20 protein-coding genes and 1 pseudogene are annotated in these 23463 nt (G+C 73.7%); 11 read left to right on the forward strand and 10 right to left on the reverse strand.

Annotation, left to right across the window (positions count from 1 at the left end):
• Nucleotides 1-157 precede the first annotated feature (157 nt).
• Nucleotides 158-1414 carry a multidrug effflux MFS transporter gene (locus CP973_RS18170; protein WP_150241996.1) on the reverse strand — a complete coding sequence of 419 codons (1257 nt, stop codon included), beginning with the start codon at nt 1412-1414 and terminating at the stop codon, nt 158-160.
• 117 nt (nt 1415-1531) lie between these two features.
• Here CP973_RS18170 and CP973_RS18175 point away from each other — a divergent pair, with 117 nt between their 5' ends.
• Entirely contained in the window at nt 1532-1975 is a 444-nt protein-coding gene (locus CP973_RS18175; protein WP_150241998.1) for a MarR family winged helix-turn-helix transcriptional regulator, read from the forward strand.
• A gap of 82 nt (nt 1976-2057) precedes the next feature.
• Here the strand turns inward: CP973_RS18175 and CP973_RS18180 are convergent, their stop codons facing one another.
• Complete coding sequence (locus CP973_RS18180; RefSeq protein ID WP_150242000.1) at nt 2058-3002, reverse strand: amidohydrolase family protein; 945 nt, start codon at nt 3000-3002, stop codon at nt 2058-2060.
• 4 nt (nt 3003-3006) lie between these two features.
• Nucleotides 3007-4233: an amidohydrolase family protein gene (locus tag CP973_RS18185; RefSeq protein WP_150242002.1), complete on the reverse strand. Its 1227-nt coding sequence runs from the start codon at nt 4231-4233 to the stop codon at nt 3007-3009.
• Between the two features lie 83 nt (nt 4234-4316).
• On the opposite strand from CP973_RS18185, the gene CP973_RS18190 reads away from it, so the two are divergent.
• The gene (locus CP973_RS18190; RefSeq protein ID WP_150242004.1) at nt 4317-5243 is read left to right on the forward strand and encodes a LysR family transcriptional regulator; all 927 of its coding nucleotides are present in this window, start codon (nt 4317-4319) and stop codon (nt 5241-5243) included.
• Between the two features lie 16 nt (nt 5244-5259).
• Here the strand turns inward: CP973_RS18190 and CP973_RS18195 are convergent.
• Both CP973_RS18195 and CP973_RS18200 read right to left on the reverse strand, forming a co-directional pair.
• Nucleotides 5260-6204 (reverse strand): annotated as a pseudogene (locus tag CP973_RS18195) (aldo/keto reductase).
• Nucleotides 6201-6797, reverse strand: a complete 597-nt coding sequence (locus CP973_RS18200) for a DUF4158 domain-containing protein (RefSeq protein ID WP_150242006.1) — start codon at nt 6795-6797, stop codon at nt 6201-6203. Before CP973_RS18200 ends, CP973_RS18195 begins: the two are co-directional and overlap by 4 nt.
• 672 nt (nt 6798-7469) lie before the next feature.
• On the opposite strand from CP973_RS18200, the gene CP973_RS18205 reads away from it, so the two are divergent.
• Both CP973_RS18205 and CP973_RS18210 read left to right on the forward strand, forming a co-directional pair.
• Nucleotides 7470-7781, forward strand: coding sequence for a hypothetical protein (locus CP973_RS18205; RefSeq protein WP_150242008.1), 312 nt, complete (start codon nt 7470-7472; stop codon nt 7779-7781).
• A 92-nt stretch (nt 7782-7873) separates the two neighbouring features.
• Nucleotides 7874-8218, forward strand: coding sequence for a type II toxin-antitoxin system Phd/YefM family antitoxin (locus tag CP973_RS18210; RefSeq protein WP_150242010.1), 345 nt, complete (start codon nt 7874-7876; stop codon nt 8216-8218).
• Between the two features lie 54 nt (nt 8219-8272).
• On the opposite strand, the gene CP973_RS18215 is transcribed toward CP973_RS18210, so the two are convergent.
• Entirely contained in the window at nt 8273-9262 is a 990-nt protein-coding gene (locus CP973_RS18215; protein WP_150242018.1) for a M28 family metallopeptidase, read from the reverse strand.
• A gap of 420 nt (nt 9263-9682) precedes the next feature.
• Here CP973_RS18215 and CP973_RS18220 point away from each other — a divergent pair, with 420 nt between their 5' ends.
• From CP973_RS18220 to CP973_RS18245, 6 genes are all read left to right on the forward strand, one after another.
• The gene (locus tag CP973_RS18220; protein WP_150242020.1) at nt 9683-9985 is read left to right on the forward strand and encodes an urease subunit gamma; all 303 of its coding nucleotides are present in this window, start codon (nt 9683-9685) and stop codon (nt 9983-9985) included.
• A 16-nt stretch (nt 9986-10001) separates the two neighbouring features.
• Entirely contained in the window at nt 10002-10313 is a 312-nt protein-coding gene (locus tag CP973_RS18225) for an urease subunit beta (RefSeq protein ID WP_150242022.1), read from the forward strand.
• Nucleotides 10306-12027, forward strand: a complete 1722-nt coding sequence (locus tag CP973_RS18230; RefSeq protein WP_150242024.1) for an urease subunit alpha — start codon at nt 10306-10308, stop codon at nt 12025-12027. The genes CP973_RS18225 and CP973_RS18230 overlap by 8 nt, the downstream gene beginning before the upstream one ends.
• Before the next feature lie 43 nt (nt 12028-12070).
• Nucleotides 12071-12745, forward strand: a complete 675-nt coding sequence (locus CP973_RS18235; RefSeq protein ID WP_150242026.1) for an urease accessory protein UreF — start codon at nt 12071-12073, stop codon at nt 12743-12745.
• A 121-nt stretch (nt 12746-12866) separates the two neighbouring features.
• Nucleotides 12867-13568, forward strand: coding sequence for an urease accessory protein UreG (ureG, locus tag CP973_RS18240; RefSeq protein WP_150242027.1), 702 nt, complete (start codon nt 12867-12869; stop codon nt 13566-13568).
• The gene (locus tag CP973_RS18245; protein ID WP_244409588.1) at nt 13565-14401 is read left to right on the forward strand and encodes an urease accessory protein UreD; all 837 of its coding nucleotides are present in this window, start codon (nt 13565-13567) and stop codon (nt 14399-14401) included. The genes ureG and CP973_RS18245 overlap by 4 nt, the downstream gene beginning before the upstream one ends.
• Nucleotides 14402-14408: 7 nt before the next feature.
• Here CP973_RS18245 and CP973_RS18250 read toward each other — a convergent pair whose 3' ends face one another.
• On the reverse strand, nt 14409-15026 hold the full coding sequence (locus CP973_RS18250; protein ID WP_150242029.1) for a TetR/AcrR family transcriptional regulator: 618 nt from the start codon (nt 15024-15026) through the stop codon (nt 14409-14411).
• Nucleotides 15027-15175: 149 nt separating this feature from the next.
• On the opposite strand from CP973_RS18250, the gene CP973_RS18255 reads away from it, so the two are divergent.
• Nucleotides 15176-16627, forward strand: a complete 1452-nt coding sequence (locus CP973_RS18255) for an amidase (protein ID WP_150242031.1) — start codon at nt 15176-15178, stop codon at nt 16625-16627.
• Nucleotides 16628-16764: 137 nt separating this feature from the next.
• Here the strand turns inward: CP973_RS18255 and CP973_RS18260 are convergent, their stop codons facing one another.
• Genes CP973_RS18260 through CP973_RS18270 form a run of 3 tightly spaced genes read right to left on the reverse strand, consistent with a single transcriptional unit; the run spans nt 16765 to nt 23463 of the window.
• Nucleotides 16765-19692 carry a condensation domain-containing protein gene (locus CP973_RS18260; RefSeq protein WP_150242033.1) on the reverse strand — a complete coding sequence of 976 codons (2928 nt, stop codon included), beginning with the start codon at nt 19690-19692 and terminating at the stop codon, nt 16765-16767.
• On the reverse strand, nt 19689-21557 hold the full coding sequence (locus tag CP973_RS18265; protein ID WP_150242035.1) for a non-ribosomal peptide synthetase: 1869 nt from the start codon (nt 21555-21557) through the stop codon (nt 19689-19691). The genes CP973_RS18260 and CP973_RS18265 overlap by 4 nt, the downstream gene beginning before the upstream one ends.
• 1 nt (nt 21558) lies before the next feature.
• Nucleotides 21559-23463, reverse strand: a complete 1905-nt coding sequence (locus CP973_RS18270) for a non-ribosomal peptide synthetase (RefSeq protein ID WP_150242037.1) — start codon at nt 23461-23463, stop codon at nt 21559-21561.

A 23463-nucleotide genomic window follows, 5' to 3' on the forward strand; every position in this document is an offset into this window, starting at 1 on the left:
CCTCGCCCATCAGCTCGTAGTACAAATGCGTCAATTCCCGCGCTTGGATCCCCCCTCCAAGGCCGGACGTCCTTAGCGTTCAATCCTGGAGCAATACCGGGACCCCGGAACCGGAGGTAGGGCATGGTTCGTGGGCGCTCCCGGCGCTGGTGGGGGGTCAGTTGTCGGTGAGCGTTTCGCCGTGGCGGAGCCAGGGGCGGGCGAGGGTGATCAGGGCGAGAGCGGCGAGGGCGACGGCGATGAGCATGATGAGGGCCATGGGGGTGGAGCTGGTTTCGCCGAAGAGGCCGACGAGGGGGGAGGCGAGGGCGCCGAAGAGGAATTGGAGTCCGCCGAGGAGGGCGGAGGCGGCTCCGGGGGCGGTGCGGCCGAGGGCCTGGCCGAGGGTGGTGGCGGCGGGGAAGATCAGTCCGACGCCGAGGAGGGTGACGAAGAGGCTGGCCCAGGTGCCGGCGAGGGTTTCGCCGGCTGTTCCGAGGATGGCCAGCTGGCCGGTCACGCCGAGGCCGCATATGGCGACGCCCGTGGTCAGCATGGCGTTGAGGCTGATCTTCCGGGAGAGCCTGCTGAAGGCGAAGCCCGCGATCAGCATGCCGACGGCGTTGGTGGCGAAGATCAGGGAGTAGGCCGTGGACGAGACACCGTGCAGGTGCTCGAAGACGAAGCTGGACCCGCTGATGTAGGCGAACAGCGCGGCCGAGGTGAGGCCGAGGACGAGGACGTACCCCATGAACGCGCGCCGACGGCACAGGCCGCCCATGGCGCGGAATGTGTTCGCCAGCCCCTGTGACTGCCGGTTCCGCGGGGGCAGGGTCTCGGGGACCTTGGCCAGCACCGCCACGGTGAGCAGGGCGCCGGCCAGGGCGAGGGCGACGAAGATGCCGCGCCAGGCGGTCACGCTGAGGATGGCGCCGCCGAGGACGGGGGCGGCCACCGGGGCGATGCCCAGGACCTGGGCGAGCAGGGCGAAGTAGCGGGGGACCTCGGGGCCGTCGAAGCGGTCGGTGAGGACGGCGCGGGCGAGGACCATGCCGGTGGCGGCCGCGACGCCCTGGAGCAGGCGCAGGATCAGGAGCGTCTGGACGTTCGGTGCGAGGGCGCAGGCCAGGGACAGGGCGGCGAAGGCGGCGGTGCCGCCGATGAGGAGTCCGCGCCGGCCCATTGCGTCGCTGAGGGGGCCGATGACCAGCTGGCCGGCGACCAGGCCGGCGAGGAAGGTGGTCATGGTCAGCTGGATCGCCGAGCTGTTCGCGTGCAGGGCGGCTCCCATGGCGGGGAAGCCGGGCACGTACATGTCGGTGGCCAGCGGTGCCACGGCGCTGAGGGCGCCGAGGACGGCGATCAGGGCGGCGCTGCGGCCTGCGGGGGCGGCCGTGCGGGGGGTGCTGTTCGCGGTTCGGGTCGGGGATACCATGAGAAAAACCGTAACCAATACATAACCAGTTAAGCAATTGGAGGTCCGGTGCACGCGCACTCGGGCAGGGTCCGCGGCCAGTGGGCGGCGAACAACCCTGGGCTGGACACGTCCTCGATGGAGATCGTCACGCTCATCAAGCGGTGCGCGTCGTTGCTGGACCGCGCGGTGGAGCCGCTCGTCGAGGGCGCCCCGCTGACGTTGCAGGAGCTGGATTTCCTGGTGCCGCTGCGTTACGAGGAGGAGCCGGTGATCGCGCGTCGGCTCGCTGAGGACCTGGGGCTGACCCAGGCGGCGGTGAGCAAGGCGCTGGCGAAGCTGGAGCGGCGGGGGCTGATCGAGCGTGCGCCCAATCCGGCCGACCGGCGTGCGTCGCTGGTGACCATCACCGAGGAGGGCAAGCGCCTGATGGACTCGCTCTTCCCCCGGCGCCTGACGGTGGAGGCCGAGATGTTCCATGCGCTGGGCGGCGCCCGCGCCGAGGTGCTCGAGGCACTGGAGCGTCTCGCCGAGGTGATGGGCGACCACGTCGAGAAGACGGCCGGCGACCGCCGGCGCTGAAGGGCCGCCCGTGCGCTCACCGGGCGGTGCGGGGCTGCCCGCCAGTTGTACGGGCAGCCGGCGGGCAGCGAGGTTCGGATGTTCAGCTGAAGAGCGCCTCGGTGTTGGCGCGCAGGGCCTTGGCCATGCCGTCCTCACCGAGGGCGGCGGTGGCCGCTTCGAGGCGTCCGGCCCAGGCGAGGACTTCCGGCAGCGGGGTGAAGGGCCAGTCGCTGCCGTAGTGGAGACGGGCCGGGTCGGCGACGTTCAGCAGCGCCGGCAGCATCTCGGGCAGGGGCATGCCCGCCAGGTCGAAGTGGAGCGTGCGCAGGGCGTTGCGCATCGGCTGCTGATGTTCCTTGCCGGCCGTGCGCGCGCCGATGACGTCGACGCGCGAGGCGACGGCGGGCAGGACGGCACCGGCGTGCGGGACGATCACGCGGAGGCCGGGGTGACGCTCCAGTACACCGGAGAGCACCATGTCGGTCACCGTCCGGGTGGTGTCGAAGAGAAACTCCAGCATGGGCCGCGGATACGGCAGGGCAGGGGCATGCCCGGTACAGGGGGCGGCGGGGCTGGTGGGGTGCAGGAACAACACGGCGTTACGGCGGCCGAGTTCGGCATGGACCGGCTCCAACCGCTCGTTGCCCAGGTAGAGGCCGTCGACGTTGGTCTCGAAGACCACGCCGTCGGCGCCGAGCTCGTCGAAGGCGTACGCGATCTCCGCCAGGGTTCCGTCGATGTCGGGCAGCGGTGTCGAGGCGAAGAACCCGAACCGGCCCGGGTGGGCGCGCGCGAGCCGCGCGGCCTCCTCGTTGACCCGCCGGGCCAGAACACGGGCCGCGGCCGCGTCGCCGAAGTGGACTCCGGGGGAGGAGATCGACAGATACGCCTTGGCGATCCCGGCCTCGTCGAGCATCCGGAGGGCGGAGGTCTCGTCCCAGCCGGGGATGCCCCAGATGCCGTCGGGGCGGGAGTGCCCATTGTCGATCAGCGCCTGGCGGTAGAAGTCGGGCAGGAAGTGGTGATGGACGTCGATCTTTGTCACGTGGTCACGCTCCCTCGCCGTCGAAGACGACTCGGCCGTTTCGGATCACCTGGTGGACACGGCCGATGGCGGTGATGTCCTGGGCCGGGTTGCCGGAGACGATCAGCAGGTCGGCGATCTTGCCCGGCTCGACGGTGCCCAGGCGGTCGGCGATGCCGAGCAGCTCGGCATTGGCCTTCGTCGCCATGGACAGGGCTGCGGGGGCCGGGATGCCCTGGTCGTGGACCATCATCACCAGCTCGTCGCGCAGCTTCCAGCCGTGCAGCCCCGGGGAGTGCGCGTCCGAGCCGACCCCGAGCCGTACGCCCGCCTCGTAGGCGCGGCGGACCAGGTGGTTGCCGTAGCGCAGGGTGCGGGCGTCCCCGTCGGCGGCCGCCTCGAACTGGTGGGCCACCATGGTGGGTACGAGGTAGGTGCCGCGGTCGGCCATGAGGGCGAACAGTGCCTCGGCGGCGGCCTCGTCCTGCGGCTCCTCCGCGCGCAGCACCAGGTGCTCGATGTCGTCGACACTGCGCTCGACCGCCGTCCTGGCGTCCTCGACGGTCTCGGTGTGGGCGGCGACCCGCAGCCCGCGGGCGTGGGCGGCATCGGCGATGGCCTCGGTGAGGTGCCAGGGCATCTTCAGTTCGGGGCGGGCCGGGCCGAAGATCGCGTTGTTCGAAATGATGATCTTGACGAGGTCGACGCCCGCGGCGGCGAGCTCGTCGACCATGCGCTCCGCTTCTTCGGCCGTCTTCGGCATGCGGGCGCCTTCCCGTACGGCTGCCGGCTCGCTGCCCCAGACGGTGGCGTTGGGGTGCCCGCCCTCGACCTGGAAGCTCGGCCCGCTGGTCACCACCCGGGCCCCGGCCAGGGTGCCGTTCTCGATGCCGTCCCGCACGGCGATGCTGTCGTGGAGGAAGTCGCCCAGGCTGCGCTGGGTGGTGACCCCGTACCGCAAGGCCCCTTCCCGAGCGGCGACGTAGTCGTCGGTGGCGGCCCGGCCACCGAACGGCGGCGCGCTCCGAAAACCCAGTCCTCCCAGGTGCACATGGGCGTCGATCAGCCCCGGAAGGACCGCCTTGCCCCCCAGGTCGACCATCGTCGCGTGGGGAGGGACCGGTGCGCCGGTCCCGGCGGCGGCGATCCGGCCGCCGGAGACGACGACGGTCGCGCCGTCGATCACGGGTCCGCCGGTGCCGTCGATCAGCAGAGCGTTGGTGAGCGCGAGGCTCGGTTCGGGATGGTTCATGCCACCGAGTCTTCCGCCGCACCAGGCATAAAGGAAATCAATGATCCATATGGATGTATCAGTCTGGTTGATAGTCTTGGGGTGTGGCCCGTCCTGATCTCAACCTGCTCATCGCCCTGCAGGCCCTGCTCGAGGAGCGGCACGTCAGCCGCGCGGCCGAGCGGATCGGGGTCAGCCAGCCGGCGGCCAGCGCGATGCTCGCGCGCCTGCGTCGGCACTTCGGCGATGACCTGCTCGTACGCGAGGGCAACCGCTACCGCCTCACCCCCCTCGGACAGCAACTGCAGGAACAGACCGGCAGCGTCCTGCAGCTCTCCGACCGGCTCTTCGCCACGAAATCCCACTTCGACCCCGCCACCACCGAGCGGGAGTTCACCCTCCACGTCTCCGACTACGCCATGGCCGTCCTCGGCCCCCGGCTCCTGACCGCCTTCCAGGAGCGGGCACCGCACGCCCGGCTGCGGTTCCGCCAGTTCGCCACTCCCGAAGCCATGCACGACGAAGCCGGCGCCTCCGCGGCGGACGGGCTGATCGCGCCCCGGGACAGCGGCGTGAGCGGACTGCCGAGCCTGGCGCTCTTCGCCGACGAATGGGTTGTCATCGCCGACCGGCACCACCCCCTCACCCGCGCCGCACCCGGTGCGGACGGCATCGGCGGACTGCGGTGGGTGCTGGGGCAGTTCGAGCCGCGCGACTCCCGCTTCATGCTGCACCGCCTCGCCGAAAGCGGCCTCCAGCTGAAGCCCGAAGCGGTCACCGACAGCTTCCTGGCCTTGCCCCTGTACGTGGCCGGCACCGACCGCGTCGCCGTCATCCAGCGACGCCTGACCAGGGCCGTCCCCCTCCCGCCGTCCCTGCGCGTGCTCCCCTGTCCCTTCGACGCCGGGCCGATCAACGAGGCCCTGTGGTGGCACCCCGTCCACACCCACGACACCGGCCACCGCTGGTTCCGCACCCTCGTTCACGACACCGCCCGCCAACTCGAAGCGGAAGAGCCCCTCGTCGGCTGAGGCGGGTCGGGGTCGGTCAGCCCTTGGGCAGGAAGGGGGCCGCGTAGCGGTCGCCGAAGGCGCCGTTCGGCAGGATCTCCTTGATCCGGGCGAGGTCGTGGCCGGTGAGCGTGACGCCGGTGGCGCCGATGTTCTCCGCCAGGCGCTCGGGGCTGCGGGTGCCGGGGATGGGGACGATGTCGTCGCCCTGCGCGAGCGGCCAGGCAAGGGCGAGCTGGGCGGTGGTGATGCCCTTGGACGAGGCCAGCTCGGTGAGGGCGGCGACGGCTTGGGCGTTGGCATCGAAGTTCTCGCCCTGCCAGCGCGGGTCGCGGCGGCGCCAGTCCTCCGCGGTGTACTGGTCGGCCGGCTTCATCGCTCCGGTGAGGAACCCGCGTCCCAGCGGGGCTTAGGGCACGAACCCGATCCCGAGCTCGCGCACGACCGGCAGGACGGTGTCCTCGACGTGCCGCTCGAAGACGGAGTACTCGGTCTGCAGGACCGAGACCGGCTGCACGGCGTGGGCGCGGCGGATGGTCTCGGGGCCGGCCTCGGGCAGACCCAAGTAGCGGACCTTGCCCGCCTCGATCAGCTCCTTCACCGTCCCGGCGACCTCCTCGATCGGCACGTCCGGGTCGACGCGGTGCTGGTAGAGGACGTCGATGTGATCGGTGCCGAGGTAGCGCAGGCTGTTGTCGGCGACCTTGCGGATGTTGTCGGGCCGGCTGTTGAGACCGCCGGGGTTGGCGAGGTCGTAGCCGAACTTGGTGGCCAGCACCACCTCGTCGCGGAAACCCTTGACGGCCTCACCGAGCAGCCGCTCGTTCGATCCGGTGCCGCCACCGTAGACCTCGGCGGTGTCGAGCAGGGTCACCCCCAGGTCGAACGCGCGGCGGATGGTGGTGATGTTCTCCTCGCGGTTGCTGGGGCCGTAGAACATCGTCATCCCCATCGTGCCCAGCCCCAGGGCGGAGGTGGTCAGGCCCTGGCGGCCGAGGACGCGCTTGTCAGCAGCCGACGCCGCTCTTCGGCCGTCATCCGGCCCCTCACGCCCGCCAGGATCTCCTCGTTGACCTCGCCCCGCACGGTGGACGCCATCGCATCCAGGGTGGAGAACCGGGGTATCTCCAGCCCCGCCTCCACCAGCTTCTCCAGCGCGATGTTGATCAGGTCCGCCGGGTTGTTCTTCGCCGCCGCCGCACAGCGCATCGCCTCCTCGGCGAGCTTGCGCGCCGCTGGGCCGTCGTAACGCACCCCGCACCGCTCACGCACCCACGACCGGTACCGCTCAGCCGTACGGCCCGACGCGTACACCGGCAGCGTGTTCTCCGGCAGCCCCACCGCCCGCCGCACGAACTCCACCACCTGCTCCGGCACGTCGTGAGCCTTCGGGAAACAGCCCATCCGCTGGTACGACTTCAATGCCACCAGCAGCGCGAGCTGATGCTCGTCGGAGTCCGTCACCCCCTCCGCCCACGCCCGTTCCTCCTCACCCGGCGTGAAGAACACATGCAGCTCACGCGCGGTGATCAACCGCTTGAACCGCGGGTACGCGGTCCGCTCGATCGAAGTCATCCCCACCCCACTCGACGCCCAGCCCTTGCTGGGAGGCGCCCCCGCGCCCGCGCGTGATCATCACTGGCCGACAGGCCCGGCAAGATCAAAACCACGGAATCCGGGACAGAAAATGTCTCCCGGTGATAAAGGGGCAGCGGGGGAAGTCAGAGCATCAAGATCATCCCGTGGCGGCTTTTGGGCTCACCTTGGCTGGACCCCCGTATGGCAGCGGGCGCAGCATCTCGGGATTCCGCTTCCTGCCGGGCCCGGGGACACCTGGGACAGCCTGCTGGCTGCGCGTGCGGCAGGCGACCGGCAGCGCGCGCTGTGGTGCCTCGACGACCACTGGGCGCGCGGGCGGCGTGACGGGCGCTTGATCCGGCGACTGCCAGGCGGCCGAAGGCGCCGTTGCCGGGCAGGGCTCCTCGTTCCGGTACTTTTCGGCCGAAGTCCCCCACACGGTCGGGCCGTGACCCAGCGTGCGGCGTACCGGACTGCCTCCGTCGCACCGCCGACCCCTCGGACTACCCCTCCGGTCCGCGGAGGCCACACCCGCCCCGAGCGTCCCCTGGCCGAGGGGGCCCTTGCGGAATCCGGCCCTACGCATGGGCCCGTTGCCGCCCCGGCCGTCCGGGTACCCGCCGGGCGGACCCGAAGTCCGTCGGGCCGAGTCGAGTCCAGGAGGACGCGATGGCTACCGCTTCATCCGCCGGGTACCCGGAATCCGGCCGGTCCCAGGCCGCTCGTACCGAGCGGCGTACGAGCGCGGAGACCAAGCCCGCGTTCAAGAGCACCGAGCTCTTCGTCTATGTCGCCGCCGTCGTGGCGGTACTGATCGCCTCCGCCGTGGTGGGCGGCGACGCCGTCCGGGCGGACCGTTTCCCCGCCGACCGGGCATGGTTGTACATCACCCTGCTGACCATCGGCTACATGATCAGCCGCGGCCTGGCCAAGTGCGGCAGCCACGAGCCCGCCGACCCCACCGACCGGACCACCACCTGAGCGCGGCCGGCGCGCACGGTCCGGCAGCGCTGCCGGACCGTGCGCGCCGCCGCCCCGGCCGGAATGTCGTGCACGCGACCTAAGCTAGGAGCATGGCTTACGAGATTCCGGTGACACAGGCTCGGGCGGAGCTGGCGGACCTGATCAACCGCGTCGTCTACGGCGGCGAGCGGGTGGTCGTCACGCGCCACGGCAAGCCGCTGGTGGGCCTGGTGTCCGCCGCCGACCTGGAGCGTCTGGACGCGTGCCGGGAGGCGGCGGAGGCCGCCGCGGAGGAGCAGGTGATCAGCACGGTCTCCGCGGTGCGGCCGCTCCCGGCCGCGCCCGGCGAGTGGCGCCGCTTCGGCATCGCGGCGGAGCACCACGGCACGGCCGGCGACCGCGGGACGCCCGGGGGGTTCGCGGAGCACGGCGGCCCGGGGGCGGGGGAGCACTGAGCGGTCCTGCCCGGACACGCCCCGCCCGGCGGTGCGCGTCCGGGTGCGGCGGTGTCAGGAAGCGAGCTTCCACACCGCGTCGGCGATCGCGGCGGTGTGGTTGCCCAGTGCCGTGTCGTCGATGTTCTTCACGGTGTCGCAGGACGCGTGGTAGCAGGCGTCGAACGCCTTGCCCGCCGTGCCGCCCCACTTCTTCGCCTGTTCCGCGGTCTTGATGTGGTCCGCGCCGGAGAACAGGCCGCCCACCGGTACCCCGGCGTCCTTGAACGGCGCGTGGTCGGAGCGGCCGTCGCCCTCCGTCTCGACCTCGGTCGCGATGTTCTTCGCGGCGAAGTGGTCCTTGAAGACCTTTTCCAGGCGCGCGTCGTCGTCGTACACGAAGTAGCCCGGGTTGGGCGAGCCGATCATGTCGAAGTTCAGGTACGCGTCGATCTTCCCGCGGTCGTCCGCGGACAGCTCGTCCACGTAGTGCCGGGAGCCGACCATGCCGTACTCCTCGGCGCCCCACCAGGCGAACCGCAGGTGCTTGGCGGGTTCGAGGTGCGCGCGGGAGACGGCGAGCGCGACCTCCAGGATGCCCGCGGCGGCGGAGCCGTTGTCGTTGATGCCGGGGCCCTCGGTGACCGAGTCGAGGTGGGCGCCGGTCATCACGGTCCGGTCCGCGCCGCCGCCGGGCCAGTCGGCGATGAGGTTCCGGCCCGTCCTGCCGTTACGGGTGAACTCCTGGACGGTCGTGGTGAACCCGGCCGCGTCCAGCTTCTCCTTGATGTAGTCGACGGAGGCCTGGTACCCGGCCGTGCCGTGGGCGCGGTTGCCGCCGTGGGCGTCCGCGACGGCCTGCAGCCGGTCGAGATGGGCCTTGACGGCGGCGACGGGGACGTCGGGGGCGGCGGAGGCGGTGGCCTGTGCTCCGGCGACCGGCCCCAGCAGGGCGGCGGCCAGGGCGGTGCACGCGCCGACGGTCAGGCCGGTGCGGCGTATTCGGGTGGCGGGGGACCGGTGGGGCGTGTGGGGGGTGCGGGCCGTGCGGGGTGCGCGGTTCACGGTGGAGCTCCGATACTGATGTGGGGGGGGGGTGCGCCGTGGGGAGGCGCTGTGGGGGGCGTGAAGCGACTGCGCGCTTGACGTGCGCATGAGGATTACGGGCGATCCGTACCGCGTCAAGAGCGGATACCGGACTCCGGTGTCCGCGGAGCAGACACTTCGGGCGGAAGCGGTGCCGCGGCCGCCCGGCCCCGGAGGGCGGTGCCGCGGCCCAACCGGTGAAGTTCCGCGCCCGCACCGCCGAGTTAACGCCGTCGAAATCGCGCCGAACTAACCTGCGCACACCGGGTGATTGATGAAACGGAGCTGGCGAGTAGTTTGCTCCACCTTTAATTAGTGTGTGATACATCTGCTTTGCGGGTGTATTGACGCCCGTGACCTGGGCTTATGTGCCCAGAGCGGAGACTGTGAGGTGAAGGTATGCAACTGACCCCGCATGAACAGGAACGCCTGATGATTCATGTGGCGGCGGACGTGGCCGAAAAGCGCCGCGCACGCGGGGTACGGCTCAACCACCCGGAGGCCGTCGCGCTGCTGACCTCGCACATCCTCGAAGGGGCCCGGGACGGCCGTACGGTCGCCGAGCTGATGTCGACCGGGCGCAAGGTCCTCACCCGCGACGAGGTCATGGAGGGCGTGCCCGAGATGATCCACGACGTGCAGGTGGAGGCCACCTTCCCGGACGGCACCAAGCTGGTCACCGTCCACGAACCCATCAACTGACCGCGGGAGACCCGACATGATCCCCGGCCAGATCCTGCACGCCGACGAACCGGTCCGCCTGAACCCCGGGCTCCCCGTCACCCGCCTGACCGTCCTGAACGTCGCCGACCGCCCCGTCCAGGTCGGCTCCCACTACCACTTCGCCGAGGCCAACCCCGGCCTCGACTTCGACCGTGCGGCCGCGCACGGCAAGCGCCTGAACGTCCCCGCCGGCTCCGCCGTGCGCTTCGAGCCCGGCATCCCCACCGAGGTCGAACTCGTCCCCGTCGCGGGCAAGCGGATCGTCGCGGGCCTGCGCGGCGAGACCGGAGGCTCCCTCGATGGCTGATCTGACCCGCGCCGCCTACAGCGACCTGTACGGCCCGACCGTGGGCGACCGCGTACGGCTGGCCGACACCGACCTCCTCGTCGAGATCACCGAGGACCGGGCGGGCGGCCCGGGGCACGCCGGTGACGAGACGGTCTTCGGCGGCGGCAAGGTGATCCGGGAATCGATGGGCCAGTCCCGGGCGACCCGCGCCGAGGGCGCGCCCGACACCGTCATCACCGGCGCGATCGTCCTGGACCACTGGGGTGTCGTGAAGGCGGACGTCGGCATCCGGGACGGGCGGATCGCCGCGCTCGGCAAGGCCGGCAACCCCGACACCATGGACGGCGTCCACCCCGACCTGGTGATCGGTCCGGAGACCGAGATCATCGCGGGCAACGGCAAGATCCTCACCGCCGGAGCCATCGACACCCATGTGCACTTCATCTGCCCCCAGCAGGTGGACGAGGCGCTGGCCTCCGGCGTGACCACCCTGGTCGGCGGCGGCACGGGCCCGGCCGAGGGCAGCAAGGCCACCACCATCACGCCCGGCGCCTGGCACGTGTCCCGGATGTTCGCCTCGATGGACGGGCTGCCCGTCAACGTGGGCCTGCTGGGCAAGGGCAACACCATGTCCGCCGACTCGATGCGCGACCAGCTGCGCGCGGGCGTCCTCGGCTTCAAGATCCACGAGGACTGGGGCGCCACCCCCGCCGTGCTGGACGCCTGTCTGCGCGTCTGCGAGGAGAGCGGCGCGCAGCTGGCCATCCATACGGACACGCTGAACGAGGCGGGCTTCCTCCAGGACACGCTGGCCGCCATCGCGGGCCGCGGCATCCACGCGTACCACGTCGAGGGCGCCGGCGGCGGCCACGCACCCGACATGATCGCCATGGTCTCCGAGCCGAACGTGCTGCCCGCCTCCACCAACCCGACCCGCCCGCACACCGTCAACACCGTCGAGGAACACCTCGACATGCTGATGGTCTGCCACCACCTCAACCCCGCCGTGCCGGAGGACCTCGCCTTCGCCGAGTCCCGCATCCGGCCCTCCACCATCGCGGCCGAGGACATCCTGCACGACCTCGGCGCCATCTCGATCATGTCGTCCGACGCGCAGGCCATGGGGCGCATCGGCGAGGTCGTGCTGCGTACGTGGCAGACCGCGCACGTGATGAAGAAGCGGCGCGGCGCGCTGCCCGGCGACCTGCTCGCGGACAACGTCCGAGCCCGCCGCTACGTCGCCAAATACACCATCAACCCCGCCATCGCACAGGGCATCGACCACGAGGTCGGCTCGGTGGAGGACGGCAAGCTGGCCGACCTGGTCCTGTGGGACCCGGCGTTCTTCGGCGTCAAGCCGCAGCTCGTCATCAAGGGCGGGCAGATCGCGTACGCGCAGATGGGCGACGCCAACGCCTCCATCCCCACGCCGCAGCCGGTGCTGCCCCGCCCGATGTTCGGCGCCATCGGGCAGGCGCCCGGCGGCAACTCGGTCAACTTCGTCTCCGAGCAGGCCGTCGCGGACGGGCTGCCGGAACGCCTCGGACTGGCCAAGGACTTCCGGTCCATCCGCAGCACCCGCGGCGTGACCAAGGCGGACATGCGCAACAACGACGCGCTGCCGCGGGTCCACGTAGATCCGGACACCTTCACGGTGACCATCGACGGCGATGTGGTCGAGCCCGCCCCGGCCGCCGAACTGCCCATGGCCCAGCGCTACTTCCTCTTCTGAACGGCCCGGACATGTACGAGAGGCCGAAGAAGGAGGTGCGGCGATGAGCCGGGCGGCACTGCTCGTCCTGGCGGACGGCCGGTTCCCGGCGGGCGGGCACGCCCACTCCGGTGGCGCCGAGGCGGCCGTGAAGGCGGGGCGCATCCGGGACGCGGCGGGTCTGGAGGAGTTCTGCCGGGGGCGGCTGCACACCGCGGGCCTGGTCGCGGCCGCCCTGGCCGCGGCCGCGGCGGCCGGGTGCGACCCGCTGGCGCTGGACGAGGCCGCCGACGCCCGTACGCCGGTGCCCGCGCTGCGGCTCACGGCGCGCCGGCTCGGACGGCAGATGATGCGCGCGGCCCGCGCCACCTGGCCCTCGGCCGAGCTGGACGCGCTGGCGGCGGCCCGGCCGCGCGGCGCCCACCAGCCCGTCGTGCTGGGCCTGGCGGCCAGGTCGGCGGGGCTTGCGCCGCTGGACGCCGCCCACGCCGCCGCGTACGAGAACATCAGCGGCCCGGCCACCGCCGCCGTACGCCTGCTCAGCCTGGACCCGTTCGACGCGACCGCCGTGCTGGCCCGCTTGGCCGCGCCCCTCGACCAGGTCGCCGAGCAGGCCGTGGAAGCGGCGCGGCGCGTCCCGCTGGAGGGGACCGGCGCGCTGCCCGCGGCGTCCGCGCCGCTGCTGGACATCACCGCCGAGCAGCACGCGGCCTGGCCGGTACGGCTGTTCGCGTCGTGAGCACCGGCCCCCGCCCCGCCTTACGGTCCCCGCCCGGCCGCCCGGCGCGCCCGCCACCCGCGCCCCGCATTCCGTACGGCCCCGCCTCCCCCCCCGCCCCCGACACGATCACGGAGCAGTCATGCATCTCGATCACGACCTCGACGAACGCTTCCCCCACCGGCACACCTACAGCGCCGCCGACCCGAAGCGCGCCGACGGCACCCGGCGGGCGCTGCGCATCGGGCTGGGCGGGCCGGTCGGTACCGGCAAGACCGCCACCGTCGCCGCCCTGTGCCGCGCGCTGCGCGACGAACTGTCCCTGGCCGTCGTGACCAACGACATCTACACCCGTGAGGACGCCGAGTTCCTGCTGCGCGAGGCGGTGCTGCCGCCCGAGCGCATCTCGGCCGTGGAGACCGGGGCCTGCCCGCACACCGCCATCCGTGACGACATCTCCGCCAACCTCGAAGCCGTGGAGGACCTGGAGGACGCGGTCGGCCCGCTCGATCTGATCCTGGTGGAGTCCGGCGGCGACAACCTCACCGCGACCTTCTCCAAGGGCCTGGTCGACGCCCAGATCTTCGTCATCGACGTGGCGGGCGGCGACGACATCCCGCGCAAGGGCGGCCCGGGAGTGACCACCGCCGACCTCCTCGTGATCAACAAGACCGACCTCGCCCCGTACGTCGGCGTCGACCTGGAGGGCATGGCCCGCGACGCCAAGGCGCAGCGCGGCGACCTGCCCGTCGTCTTCACCTCCCTCAAGGCCGAGAACGGCGTACGGCCGGTCTCGGAGTGGGTGCGCGAGCGCCTCGCCGACTGGACCGCGGGCCCCGCATGACCCTCGCGCCCCCCGAACGGGTCCGGCCCCCGTCCCCCGAACCGCTGCCGGCGCCCGGTGGCGGCCCGGTGCCGCACGGCCTGCGCGCCACGGCCCGTATCACCGCGCGGGCCGGCGCGGACGGGGTCACCGGCCTGCCCGTCCTGGACGGCGAGGGCCCGATCGCGCTGCGCCGCGTCCGCTCGTACGGCACGCAGGCCAGGGTGTGCGTCGTCGGCGCCATGAGCGCGCCGCTCGGCGGGGACCGGCTGCGCGTCGAGGTGACCGCCGAGGACGGCGCCGACCTGTGCGTCACGGCGGCCGCGGCCACCGTCGCGCTGCCGGGGCGGGTCCCCGGGCACGCCACGTACGACGTGGAGCTGACCGTGGGCGAGGGCGCCCGGCTGGCATGGCTGCCCGAACCGCTGATCTCCGCCGAGGGCAGCGACCTGCGGATGACGACGACCGTCCACCTCGCGGCCACCGCGCGCCTGGTGCTGCGCGAGGAACAGGTGCTGGGGCGCAGCGGCGAGCGGACCGGACGGCTGCGCAGCCGTCTCACGGTCCACCACGCCGGGCGCACGCTGCTCGACCAGGAGACGGCGTACGGCCCGGGCGCCCCGGGCTGGGACACCGGCGCGGTGCTCGGCGGTCACCGCGCTGTCGGCCAACTGCTCTTTGCAGGGCCGGAGTTGGAGGCGGAACCCGCCCGCGTCCGGGTGCTGGGTTCGGCGCCGGACGAGGGGCAGGGCGTGCGGACGCCGCTCGCCGGGCCCGCCACGCTGACGACCGCCGTCGCCCCGGACGCGCTGCGGGTGCGGCGCCTCCTGGAGGCGGGTGCCGTCGCGGAGTGAGGGCCGGTCAGCCGCCGGCCGCCTCCTGGGCCGGGCGGGCCCGGTCCACGATCCCCTCGACGATGCGCAGCAGCCGCTCCCCGGCCTGGTCGATGCTGCCGTTCTGCGTGCTGACCTGCGCGCCTTCGAGTACGAAAGTGATCTCGGCCGCGGTCTGCTCGGGGTCGGGCAGGCCCGCCGCGGCGCACATGCCGACCAGTCTGCGGGTCTGGCGGGCCTTGTGCTCCTCGATGACCTGCCGCGCGGGATGGGAGCGGTCGGGCAGTTCGGCGAGGGAGTTGATGAACGGGCAGCCCCGGTAGGAGAGCTCCGGCAGCCCCTCGGCGATGAAGCGGGCCAGAGCGAGGATCTGCTCCCGGGGCCGGCCGGGGTGGGCGGCCTCGGCCCGGTCGAAGGCCGCCTGGTAGTCGGCGGCGACGATCCGCAGCCACTCCGCGACCAGCGCGTCCTTGGTGTCGAAGTGCCGGTAGATCGCCATTTTGGTGGTCCCGGCCCGCTCGGCGATCGCCTGGACGCCCACCCGCAGGATGCCCTCGCTCTGGAAGAGCTCTTCCGCCGCGTCGAGGATGCGCTCGCGCGGCGGCAGTTTCGCCACTCTGCTCGGCCTTCTGGCGGTCGATGTCATGACTGCTGCTCCGTGACGTCCGGTCCGGTCCGATGCGCTCCGCAGGAGGACCGCTCGTTCGCTGTTACGGTACCAGTCCGTCCCATGCGATACCGATCGGTATCGTGAGGGACTCATCGGTATCGTTTTCTTTCCCGCTGGGAGTGACAGTGAAAGTTGCCGAGTACGTGAGCTTCGACGCGGTCGGGCTGGCGGAGCTGGTGGCCGGGGGCGAGGTGACCCCCGCCGAAGTGGAAGCTGCCGCACGCGAGGCCGCACGGGCGGTCGGCCCGCGGATCAACGCCGTCGTGGAGACCTGGCCGGCCGACGACCGGCCCGCCCCCGGCAGCGCCCCGCTGGCCGGGGTGCCCTTCCTGATCAAGGACATCGGGGTCACCATGGCCGGGCGGCGCACGGAGCTGGGCAGCCGCCTCGCGGAAGGCAACGTCGCCCGCGCCGACTCCGCCCTGATGCGGCGCTTCCGGCGCGCCGGTCTGGTGACGTTCGGGCGGACCGCGACACCGGAGATGGCCTACAGCAACACGACGGAACCGGTGCTGTACGGAGCGACCCGCAACCCGTGGGACCCGGGGCGGAGCGCGGGCGGATCGAGCGGGGGCGCGGGCGCCGCGGTCGCCGCCGGAGTGGTCCCGCTCGCCCACGCCACCGACGCCGCCGGATCGATCCGCATACCCGCCGCATGCAACGGCCTCTTCGGGCTGAAGCCCTCCCGCGGGCGGATCTCCATGGGGCCCGACTTCGACGAGGTCTTCAACGGCCTCGCCGTACAGGGCGGCGTCAGCCGCTCCGTACGCGACAGTGCGGTGCTGCTCGACCAGATACGCGGCCCGGAACCGGGCGACCCGTACTCCGCCCCGGAGCCGTCCCGGCCGTATGCGGAGGAAGTCACCCGGCACCCCGGCGTCCTGCGGATCGGTGTCCTCCCCCAGGCATGGGGCGGACACCGCACCACCACGCCGGTGGCCGGCGCGCTCTCCCGCACCGTGCGGCTGCTGGAATCCCTCGGCCACCGAGTGGAAGAGGCCGAGGCCGGTCTCGGCGTCGACTGGGAGGAGTTCCTCTTGGCCAGTGCCCGCCAGTGGACGGCGAACCTCGCGGCCTCCATCGACGAACTGGCCGCCGCCTTCGGCCGGCCCATCGACTCCTCGACCCTCGAACCGCCCATCCTCGCCGGCTACCACTACGGGCAGCAGGTCACGGGCGCGCAGTTCGTCGGTGCCCTCGCGGTCCGCAACCGGGTCGCCCGCAGCCTGGCACGCACCTTCGACACCTACGACGTGCTGCTCACCCCGACCCTCCCGGACCTCCCCGTGCCCCTGGGCACCCACGCCGAAGGCGCCGAGGCACTGGACGGTCCGGGCTGGCTCCGCCGCCTCTTCGACATCTCGCCGTTCACCGCGGCGTTCAACGTGGCGGGCACGCCCGCCATGTCCGTGCCGCTGACGGCCGACGCCGGGACGGGGCTCCCGGTGGGTATGCAGTTCGCCGCCGGTTACGGCCTCGAAGGCCGCCTCTTCCGCCTCGCCGGTCAACTCGAACAGGCGAGCCCGTGGTCGGGCCGGACGCCCGGGGTGTGGGCGGGGGATCACTCGGGCCACTGAGTCCCTCGGGGCCGCGTCCCCGAACGCGACGCGGCGCCGCTCCTGGGGGAAAGAGCGGCGCCGCGTACTGGAAGACGGCAATCGGACGGAATCGGTGCCGTCGAATGGCGGGTGATTTCCGGAAAGCCGGAAGCCCGTCAGTGCTTCAGCATCGCGGCCAGGACCGACCTCCAGTCCTCGCCCGGACGCTCCGCCAGTTCTTCGGCGAGCGCGGCGGCGGGGCGATAGCGGCGGCGGTGGTGCAGAAGGAAGTCCGGTCCCGAGGAGGGGTGCAGATCGTCCGCAGGGCCCGCGTGCTTGGCGTGGATCTCGCTGGAGCTGCCGAGCAGACCGATCAGCTCGGTGGCGAAGTCCCGCCAGTCGACATGGCCGCCGACCGTGTTCACGACGCCGCCGGACGGCCGTTCCACGCAGCTGACCAGCGCGCGGGCCAGCGCGGCACCGTGCACCCAGGGCGCGCCGTACCAGCCGCGGTCCCGCGCGGGCAGCTCGATCGGCTCGCCGCCGCGCGCCGCCTGGAAGAACTGCCCGGTCGCGCCCCAGCGCAGCTGATCGCGCAGGCGGGCGTGCGGCCCCCACACGATCGGCACCCGCGCGACGGTGGCCCCGCCCCGCCCGCCGCTCCCGGCGGCCTCCAGCAGCATGCGCTCGCAGTCGAGCTTGGCCCGCCCGTACGCGGTGAACGGGCCCGCCGGCGGGGTCTCCTCGGTCACGTCGGTGACCGGCGGCTGTCCGTACGCGTCCACGCTGCTGACGAAGACGAAGGCGCCCCGCCGCCAGCCGTCCAGCACCGCCCGCATCGCCGCGAGGTCCACCTCGGGAGAGGTGAAGGTGCAGGCGGCGTGGATCACCGCGTCCGCGCCGGCCGCTGCCGCCCGCAGGCTGTCGGGGTCGCCCAGGTCGCCTTCGGCCACCTCGACGCCGTCCGCCGCCAGCAGGTGCGCCGACTCGGGCCGCGCCAGGGCCCGTACGGGAATGCCGCGCGCCGCCAGCTCCCGCAGCACGAAGGAACCCACGCCGCCGGTGGCGCCGGTGACCAGGACCGTTCCGGTGCGGGCCGCAGCGGTCCGGGGGACGGCGGGTGCCGGAACCGCCGGCCGGGCCCCGGTACGGACGGCGGCGATCGCCCGCGCGCGCTCCCGGTCCCGCGCGTCCAGCAGGGCGGCGATCGCCCGCGGGCTGCGGTGCTCCATCACGTCGAGGCCGGTCAGCGGCAGGCCCAGCCGTTCCCGCAGCCGGTCGGCCAGCTGCACCGCCAGCAGGGAATGCCCGCCGAGCAGGAAGAAGTCCGCGTCCGGAGCGGGCCGTCGGCCCAGCAGCCCGGCGAATGCCTCCAGCACGGCCTGCTCGCGAGCCCCGCCGGCGTCCGCGGGTGCGGCCGCCGGTGCGCCCGGCAGCCGGCCGTGGTCCACCGCGCCGTCAGCCGTACGCGGCACCGCGTCCAGAACCGTCACCGCGGCCGGGACCAGCTCCGGCGCCAGCCGCGAACGCAACGCGGCCCGCAGACCCATCGGTTCGAGGGTGCCCACGCCGCTCGGCACCACGTACGCGAGCGGCCGCCCACCCCCGACCTCCAGCAGGACGGCCTCCGCCACCTCCGGACGCTCCTTGAGGAACAGCTCGGCCGGGTGGACCGCCGCGGCACCGGTCCCGGGCAGCGGCGGGGCCAGCGGGTGGCCGGGGTCCGCGGCCACCGCCGCCAGCAGGTCCGCGAAGCCGCGCAGCAGCTGCCGGGCCGTCGGCTCGTCGAGCCGCGCCCGGTCGTACTGCACCAGGCAGCGCGGCGGCCCGCCGTCGCCGCGGTCCTCCTCCACATAGAATCCGAGGCCGAACTTGGCCCTCCCCAGATCGACCTCGACCGGTTCGCTCACCAATCCGGGCAGGTCCAGGGTGACGGGTGCCCGCAGCACGTCCGCCGTGACATCCACCAGCGGATGGCCGTCCGCCCCGCGGGCCGCCGCCCCGAGCCGCTCGACGATCAGGTCGAACGGCACGTCACGGTGTTGCTGCGCCTCCAGCAGCGCGTCCCGCACCCGGTCCAGCAGCTCGCCGAAGGCGTCGGCGCCCCGCGCGTCCACCCGCACCGGCAGGGTGTTGACGCACAGGCCGACCAGGTCGCGCACGTCCGCGCGGTCGCGGTGGCTGCCGGCGCACCCGAGCACCAGGTCGGTGGAGCCCGTCGCCGTCAGCACGGTGGCGTACGCGGCGGCCAGGACGACGGTGAACAGGGTGCTCCGGTGCTCCCGGCCCGTCGCCCGCAGCCCTTCGAGGACGGCGGGCGGCAGCGGCTCGGCGAGCAGCGCCGCCTCCCCGCGCCGGGCCGCGGCCCCCGAGCCGGCCGCCGGGGCGGGCAGCGGCACCGGCCGGGCGCCCGCGAGGCGCCTCAGCCAGTACTCCAGCCCGCTTTCCAGCACATCCGTGGCGGCGTGCTCGCGGCGGGCGTAGTCCGCGTACTGGGGCGCCGGGCCGGGCAGCGTGCGGGACAGCGTCTCGTCGCCGTCGACGGCCGCCCCGTACAGCGCGCTCAGCTCGCGCGCCACGACCGCCAGCGACCCGCCGTCGATCGCGATGTGATGCAGCGTCAGCATTACGGTGTGGTCCTCGGCGGCATGCCGTACGGCGAGGGCGCGCAGCACCGGGCCGCCCGCCAGGTCGAAGGGGCGCGCCGCGGCCTCCCGCAGCAGCCCCGCCACGTCACCGTCCGCCGCGACCACCTCGACCGGCACCGGCGCCGCGTCCGTCACCTCCTGGTACGGCTCGCCGTCGCGCTGCCCGTACCGGGTGCGCAGCACCTCGTGCCGCCGGACCAGAGCGGTCAGCGCCCGGCCCAGGGCCCGCGGGTCGAACGGCCCGCGCACCCGGGTGGCGAACGGCACGTGGTACGCGGCGCCGCTGCCGCCGAGCCGGTCCAGCAGCCACATCCGGCGCTGCGCGGCGGACAGCGGCGCGGGTCCTGCCGGACCGGCGGCGGCCTCGCGCGCCGCGCCGTCGCGCTTCGCGGCCTGCCGCTGCCGGGCGATCCGCAGCAGCGCCGCCTCGCGGGCGGTGTCCGAAGCGGTGGTCATCGGGGGTCCTCCAGAGCGGACGGGGCCGGTTCGGGCGGGGCCGTTGCGGACGGGGCGTCGTCGGGTGTGCCGGGGTCCTCGTGCAGGCGCAGCAGGGCCTGCTCGACGTGGGCCGCCTGCGCGGCGACCGTGGGCGCGGCGAAGAAGTCGGCGAGCGACATCTCCACCCCCAGGTCCTCGCGCAGGTCTTCCACGACACACAGCGCCAGCAGCGAGTGCCCGCCGAGCGCGATGAAGTCGGCGGCGGGATCGTCGACGGGGAGGCCGAGGGCCTGGCTCCACAGGTCGGCGACGACCTGCTGGAGCGGGGAGAGCGGGCCGGAAGGGGCGGGGGAGCCGCCGGCCTCGGGGCCGTCGGGAGCGGCCCCGTCCACCGGCCGCTCGGCCAGCGCCCGCCGGTCCACCTTCCCGACCCCCGTCATCGGCAGCGCGTCCACGAACGCCCACGCGTTGGGTATCAGGTGGGCGGGCAGCCGCTCCTCCAGGTGCGCGCGGAGCGCGGCGGCACCGGGCGCCGCGCCGTCCTCCGGCGCGACGAAGGCCACCAGCCGCGCGTCGTCCGGCGCCGGCCGCTGCACGACCACGGCCGCGTCGGCGACCCCGGCGTGCTCGCGCAGCGCGTGCTCGATCTCACCCGGCTCGATCCGGAAGCCGCGGACCTTGATCTGGTCGTCGGTCCGGCCGTGGAAGTCCAGCGTGCCGTCGGGGCGCGCCGAGACCACGTCGCCGGTGCGGTAGAGCCGCCCGGCCGTCGGGTGGTCGACGAAGCGTTCCGCCGTACGGTCCGGCTGCCCGACGTAACCGAGCGCCAGCCGCGGCCCGCCGATCCACAACTCGCCGCGGACCCCCGGCGCCACCGGCTCCCCGGCCTCGTCCAGCACGTACGCGGTGGCCCCGGCGACCGGCCGTCCGATGGGCGGCGGGGCGTCGCAGTCGGCGTCCGCGACGCGGTGCGCGGTGGCGAAGGTGGTCGCCTCGGTGGGCCCGTAGCCGTTGACCAGCTCCAGCCACGGGTGCGCCCGCAGCACGGAGCGCGCGTGCTGCGCGGACAGCGCCTCGCCGCCCACCAGTACACCGCGCAGCACCCCGAAGAGCGGCGAGCGCCGGGCCGCCAGGTGGTGGAAGAGCGCGGTGGTCAGCACGGTCACGGTCGCGCCCAGGCGCTCCGCGTCCCGGGCCAGGCCGGCCGGCGAGAGCCGGTCGGCGGTGGAGACCGCCACCGCCGCGCCGTTCGCCAGCGCGCCCCACACCTCGAAGGCCGAGGCGTCGAAGGTGACGGGGGAGTGGAACAGCACCCGGTCGCGCGGCGTGATCATCACGTACTCGGGCCGGTGGGCCAGGCGCGCGATGCCCCGGTGGGTGACGGCCACGCCCTTGGGCTGTCCGGTCGAGCCGGAGGTGAACATGACGTACGCGACGGCGTCCGGGTCGTACGCCCCGAACGGCGCGGCGTCCCCGGCCTGCCCCGGCCCGGCGGGCGGCGGCAGCGCCCGGTCCCCGGGGATGCCCGCCGCCTCCGTCAGGTCCTTGTTCCCGACGGTCAGGACCGCACCGGCCGTTTCCAGCATGGTCGCGATGCGCGGCGCGGGATGGTCGGGATCGAGCGGTACGTAGTGCCCGCCCGCCCACCAGACGGCGAGCTGGGTGACCACGGTGGGCACCGAGTGCGGCAGCAGGACGCCGACGGCGTCGCCGGGGCGCACGCCCCGCTCGCGCAGCACCCGCGCGAAGCCGTGGGCCGCCGCCGCGAGCCCGGCGTAGGTCAGCGCGGTCCCGCCGTCGGTCACGGCGAGGGCGTCGGGGGTGGTGCGGGCGTAGTGGGAGACGAGGCCGGGCAGACCGGCGTCGGTGGTCGGACCGGTCATCTCACACCCCCGCCAGGTCGGCGGCGCCACGCCGGGTGTCCACCAGGGCCGCCAGCGCCCGCAGGTCGGGCTGCCGCAGCACCTCGGGGGCCCGCAGGCGTACGCCGCAGTGCTTCTCGATGGCGGTGAGCAGCCGGGCGGTGGACAGCGAATTGCCGCCCGCCGCCGCGAAGTTGTCGTCCGCGCCGAGCGCCGGAGCGCCGAGCAGGTCACGGCACAGGCGCAGCACCAGTTCCTCCGTGGGTGTCCGCGGCGCGGCACCCTCCGGGGCCGCGGTCTCGACGGTCTCCGCAGCTTCGGCGGCCAGGAGGGCGGCCCGGTCGACCTTCCCGTTGGCGTCCAGCGGGAAGCTGTCGAGGAACCGTACGACGGCCGGGACCGCCTGCTCGGGCAGCCAGCCGCGCGCCTCGCGTATCAGCGCGTCCGCGGTCGGCACCGGCGCACCGGGCACGGGCAGGACGAAGGCGACGAGCTGGTTGGCGCCGCCCGCGGCGGACCGGACCGCGACCGCGGCGCGCCGTACGCCCGGGTGGTGCTCGAACGCGGCCTCCACCTCGGCGGGTTCGATCCGGACGCCGCTCACCTTGACCTGGTCGTCCAGCCGCCCGAGGAAGTCCAGCACCCCGTCGGGGCGCATCCGTACCCGGTCGCCGGTGCGGTAGACGCGCCCGGTCCCGTCCACGCCGTCCGGCGCGGGCACGAAGCGGGCCGCCGTCAGCTCGGCGTCCAGATAGCCCAGCGACAGCACGCTGCCGCCGATGCGCAGCTCACCGGTCTCACCGCGCGGGACCACGCGGCCCGCTTCGTCGGTGACACAGACCACGGCGCCGTCGACGGGCGTGCCGATCGGCGGGGGAGCGGTGTCGGAGCCGTCCGCCTCGACGTGGTGCACGGTGGTGACGACGGTGGCCTCGGCGGGGCCGTACGCGTTGTGCACCCGGGCCGTGACCTGCGGCGCGGGCCTGCGGCGCAGCCGGTCGCCGCCCACCACCAAGTGGCGCAGGTCGGGGAGTTCGGGCCAGGGGCGTTCGAGGACGGTCTCGGCCAGCGGCGTGGGCAGCACGGCGACGGTCACCTTCGCGCGCCGCCACCAGCCGGTGAGCGCGTCCGGGTCCCAGCGCACCTCCTCGGGCGGCACGCTCAGCGTGCCGCCGGAGGTGAGCGCTCCCCACAGCTCCTTGAGGTGCGGGTCGAAGGAGACGCCGATCAGCAGGCTGTGCCGGTCCCCGGGCACGGCGCCGGTGTACGCGTGGTACCAGTCGAGCAGCGCGCCGAGCGACGCGCCGCCCACCGCGACGGCCTTGGGGGTGCCGGTCGAACCCGAGGTCAGCACGGTGTAGAAGGTGCCGGGCGGCGCGGCCTGCCCGGCACCGTCGGCGGGCGCGGCGCGGAACGCCGCCACCACGCTGCCGGCCGCGTTGGCGCCCTCGGCGGGCAGCGGCAGGGCGAGCGTGTCACCCGTGCGGTACGCCGCGGGCAGCAGCGTCGGGTCGCCGACCAGGCAGGGCACGCCCAGCCGTTCGGTCACCGCGGCCAGCCTGCGCTCGCCGGGGCGCGGCCCCAGCGGCAGGTAGACGGCGCCCAGCCGGGCCAGCCCGACCGCCACCGCGACCAGCGCGGCGGACCGGTCCAGGCACACGCCGACCAGGTCACCGGGGGAGACCCGGCCGCGCAGCGAGTCGGCCACGACGCTCGCCAGCGCGTCGATCTCGGCATAGCTCCACGACAGTTCGCCGTCCTCGACGGCGGGCGCCTCGGGGGTGCGGCGCACCCAGTGTTCGTACCGGGCCAGGATGTCCGAGCGGTCCGGCCCCTGCGCGGCGGTGCCCGGCGCCGTGCCGTAGGCGATGCTGGGCCGCGCGTCCTGCGGGCTGCTGCCGGGACGCTCGTGCGCTGAAGTACTCAT

It is taken from the genome of Streptomyces albofaciens JCM 4342 (genome assembly GCF_008634025.1).
Taxonomy (GTDB): Bacteria; Actinomycetota; Actinomycetes; order Streptomycetales; family Streptomycetaceae; genus Streptomyces; species Streptomyces albofaciens.

Bases quoted from the DNA above. Each gene is read 5' to 3' on its own strand.
- CP973_RS18250 (WP_150242029.1), bottom strand. From the start codon at position 15,026: ATGACATCGACCGCCAGAAGGCCGAGCAGAGTGGCGAAACTGCCGCCG.
- CP973_RS18245 (WP_244409588.1), top strand. From the start codon at position 13,565: ATGACCCTCGCGCCCCCCGAACGGGTCCGGCCCCCGTCCCCCGAACCG.
- CP973_RS18225 (WP_150242022.1), top strand. From the start codon at position 10,002: ATGATCCCCGGCCAGATCCTGCACGCCGACGAACCGGTCCGCCTGAAC.
- CP973_RS18260 (WP_150242033.1), bottom strand. From the start codon at position 19,692: ATGACCACCGCTTCGGACACCGCCCGCGAGGCGGCGCTGCTGCGGATC.
- CP973_RS18185 (WP_150242002.1), bottom strand. From the start codon at position 4,233: ATGAACCATCCCGAACCGAGCCTCGCGCTCACCAACGCTCTGCTGATC.
- CP973_RS18170 (WP_150241996.1), bottom strand. From the start codon at position 1,414: ATGGTATCCCCGACCCGAACCGCGAACAGCACCCCCCGCACGGCCGCC.
- CP973_RS18230 (WP_150242024.1), top strand. From the start codon at position 10,306: ATGGCTGATCTGACCCGCGCCGCCTACAGCGACCTGTACGGCCCGACC.
- CP973_RS18175 (WP_150241998.1), top strand. From the start codon at position 1,532: ATGGAGATCGTCACGCTCATCAAGCGGTGCGCGTCGTTGCTGGACCGC.
- CP973_RS18270 (WP_150242037.1), bottom strand. From the start codon at position 23,463: ATGAGTACTTCAGCGCACGAGCGTCCCGGCAGCAGCCCGCAGGACGCG.
- CP973_RS18235 (WP_150242026.1), top strand. From the start codon at position 12,071: ATGAGCCGGGCGGCACTGCTCGTCCTGGCGGACGGCCGGTTCCCGGCG.
- CP973_RS18265 (WP_150242035.1), bottom strand. From the start codon at position 21,557: ATGACCGGTCCGACCACCGACGCCGGTCTGCCCGGCCTCGTCTCCCAC.
- CP973_RS18205 (WP_150242008.1), top strand. From the start codon at position 7,470: ATGGCTACCGCTTCATCCGCCGGGTACCCGGAATCCGGCCGGTCCCAG.
- ureG (WP_150242027.1), top strand. From the start codon at position 12,867: ATGCATCTCGATCACGACCTCGACGAACGCTTCCCCCACCGGCACACC.
- CP973_RS18220 (WP_150242020.1), top strand. From the start codon at position 9,683: ATGCAACTGACCCCGCATGAACAGGAACGCCTGATGATTCATGTGGCG.
- CP973_RS18200 (WP_150242006.1), bottom strand. From the start codon at position 6,797: ATGACTTCGATCGAGCGGACCGCGTACCCGCGGTTCAAGCGGTTGATC.
- CP973_RS18210 (WP_150242010.1), top strand. From the start codon at position 7,874: ATGGCTTACGAGATTCCGGTGACACAGGCTCGGGCGGAGCTGGCGGAC.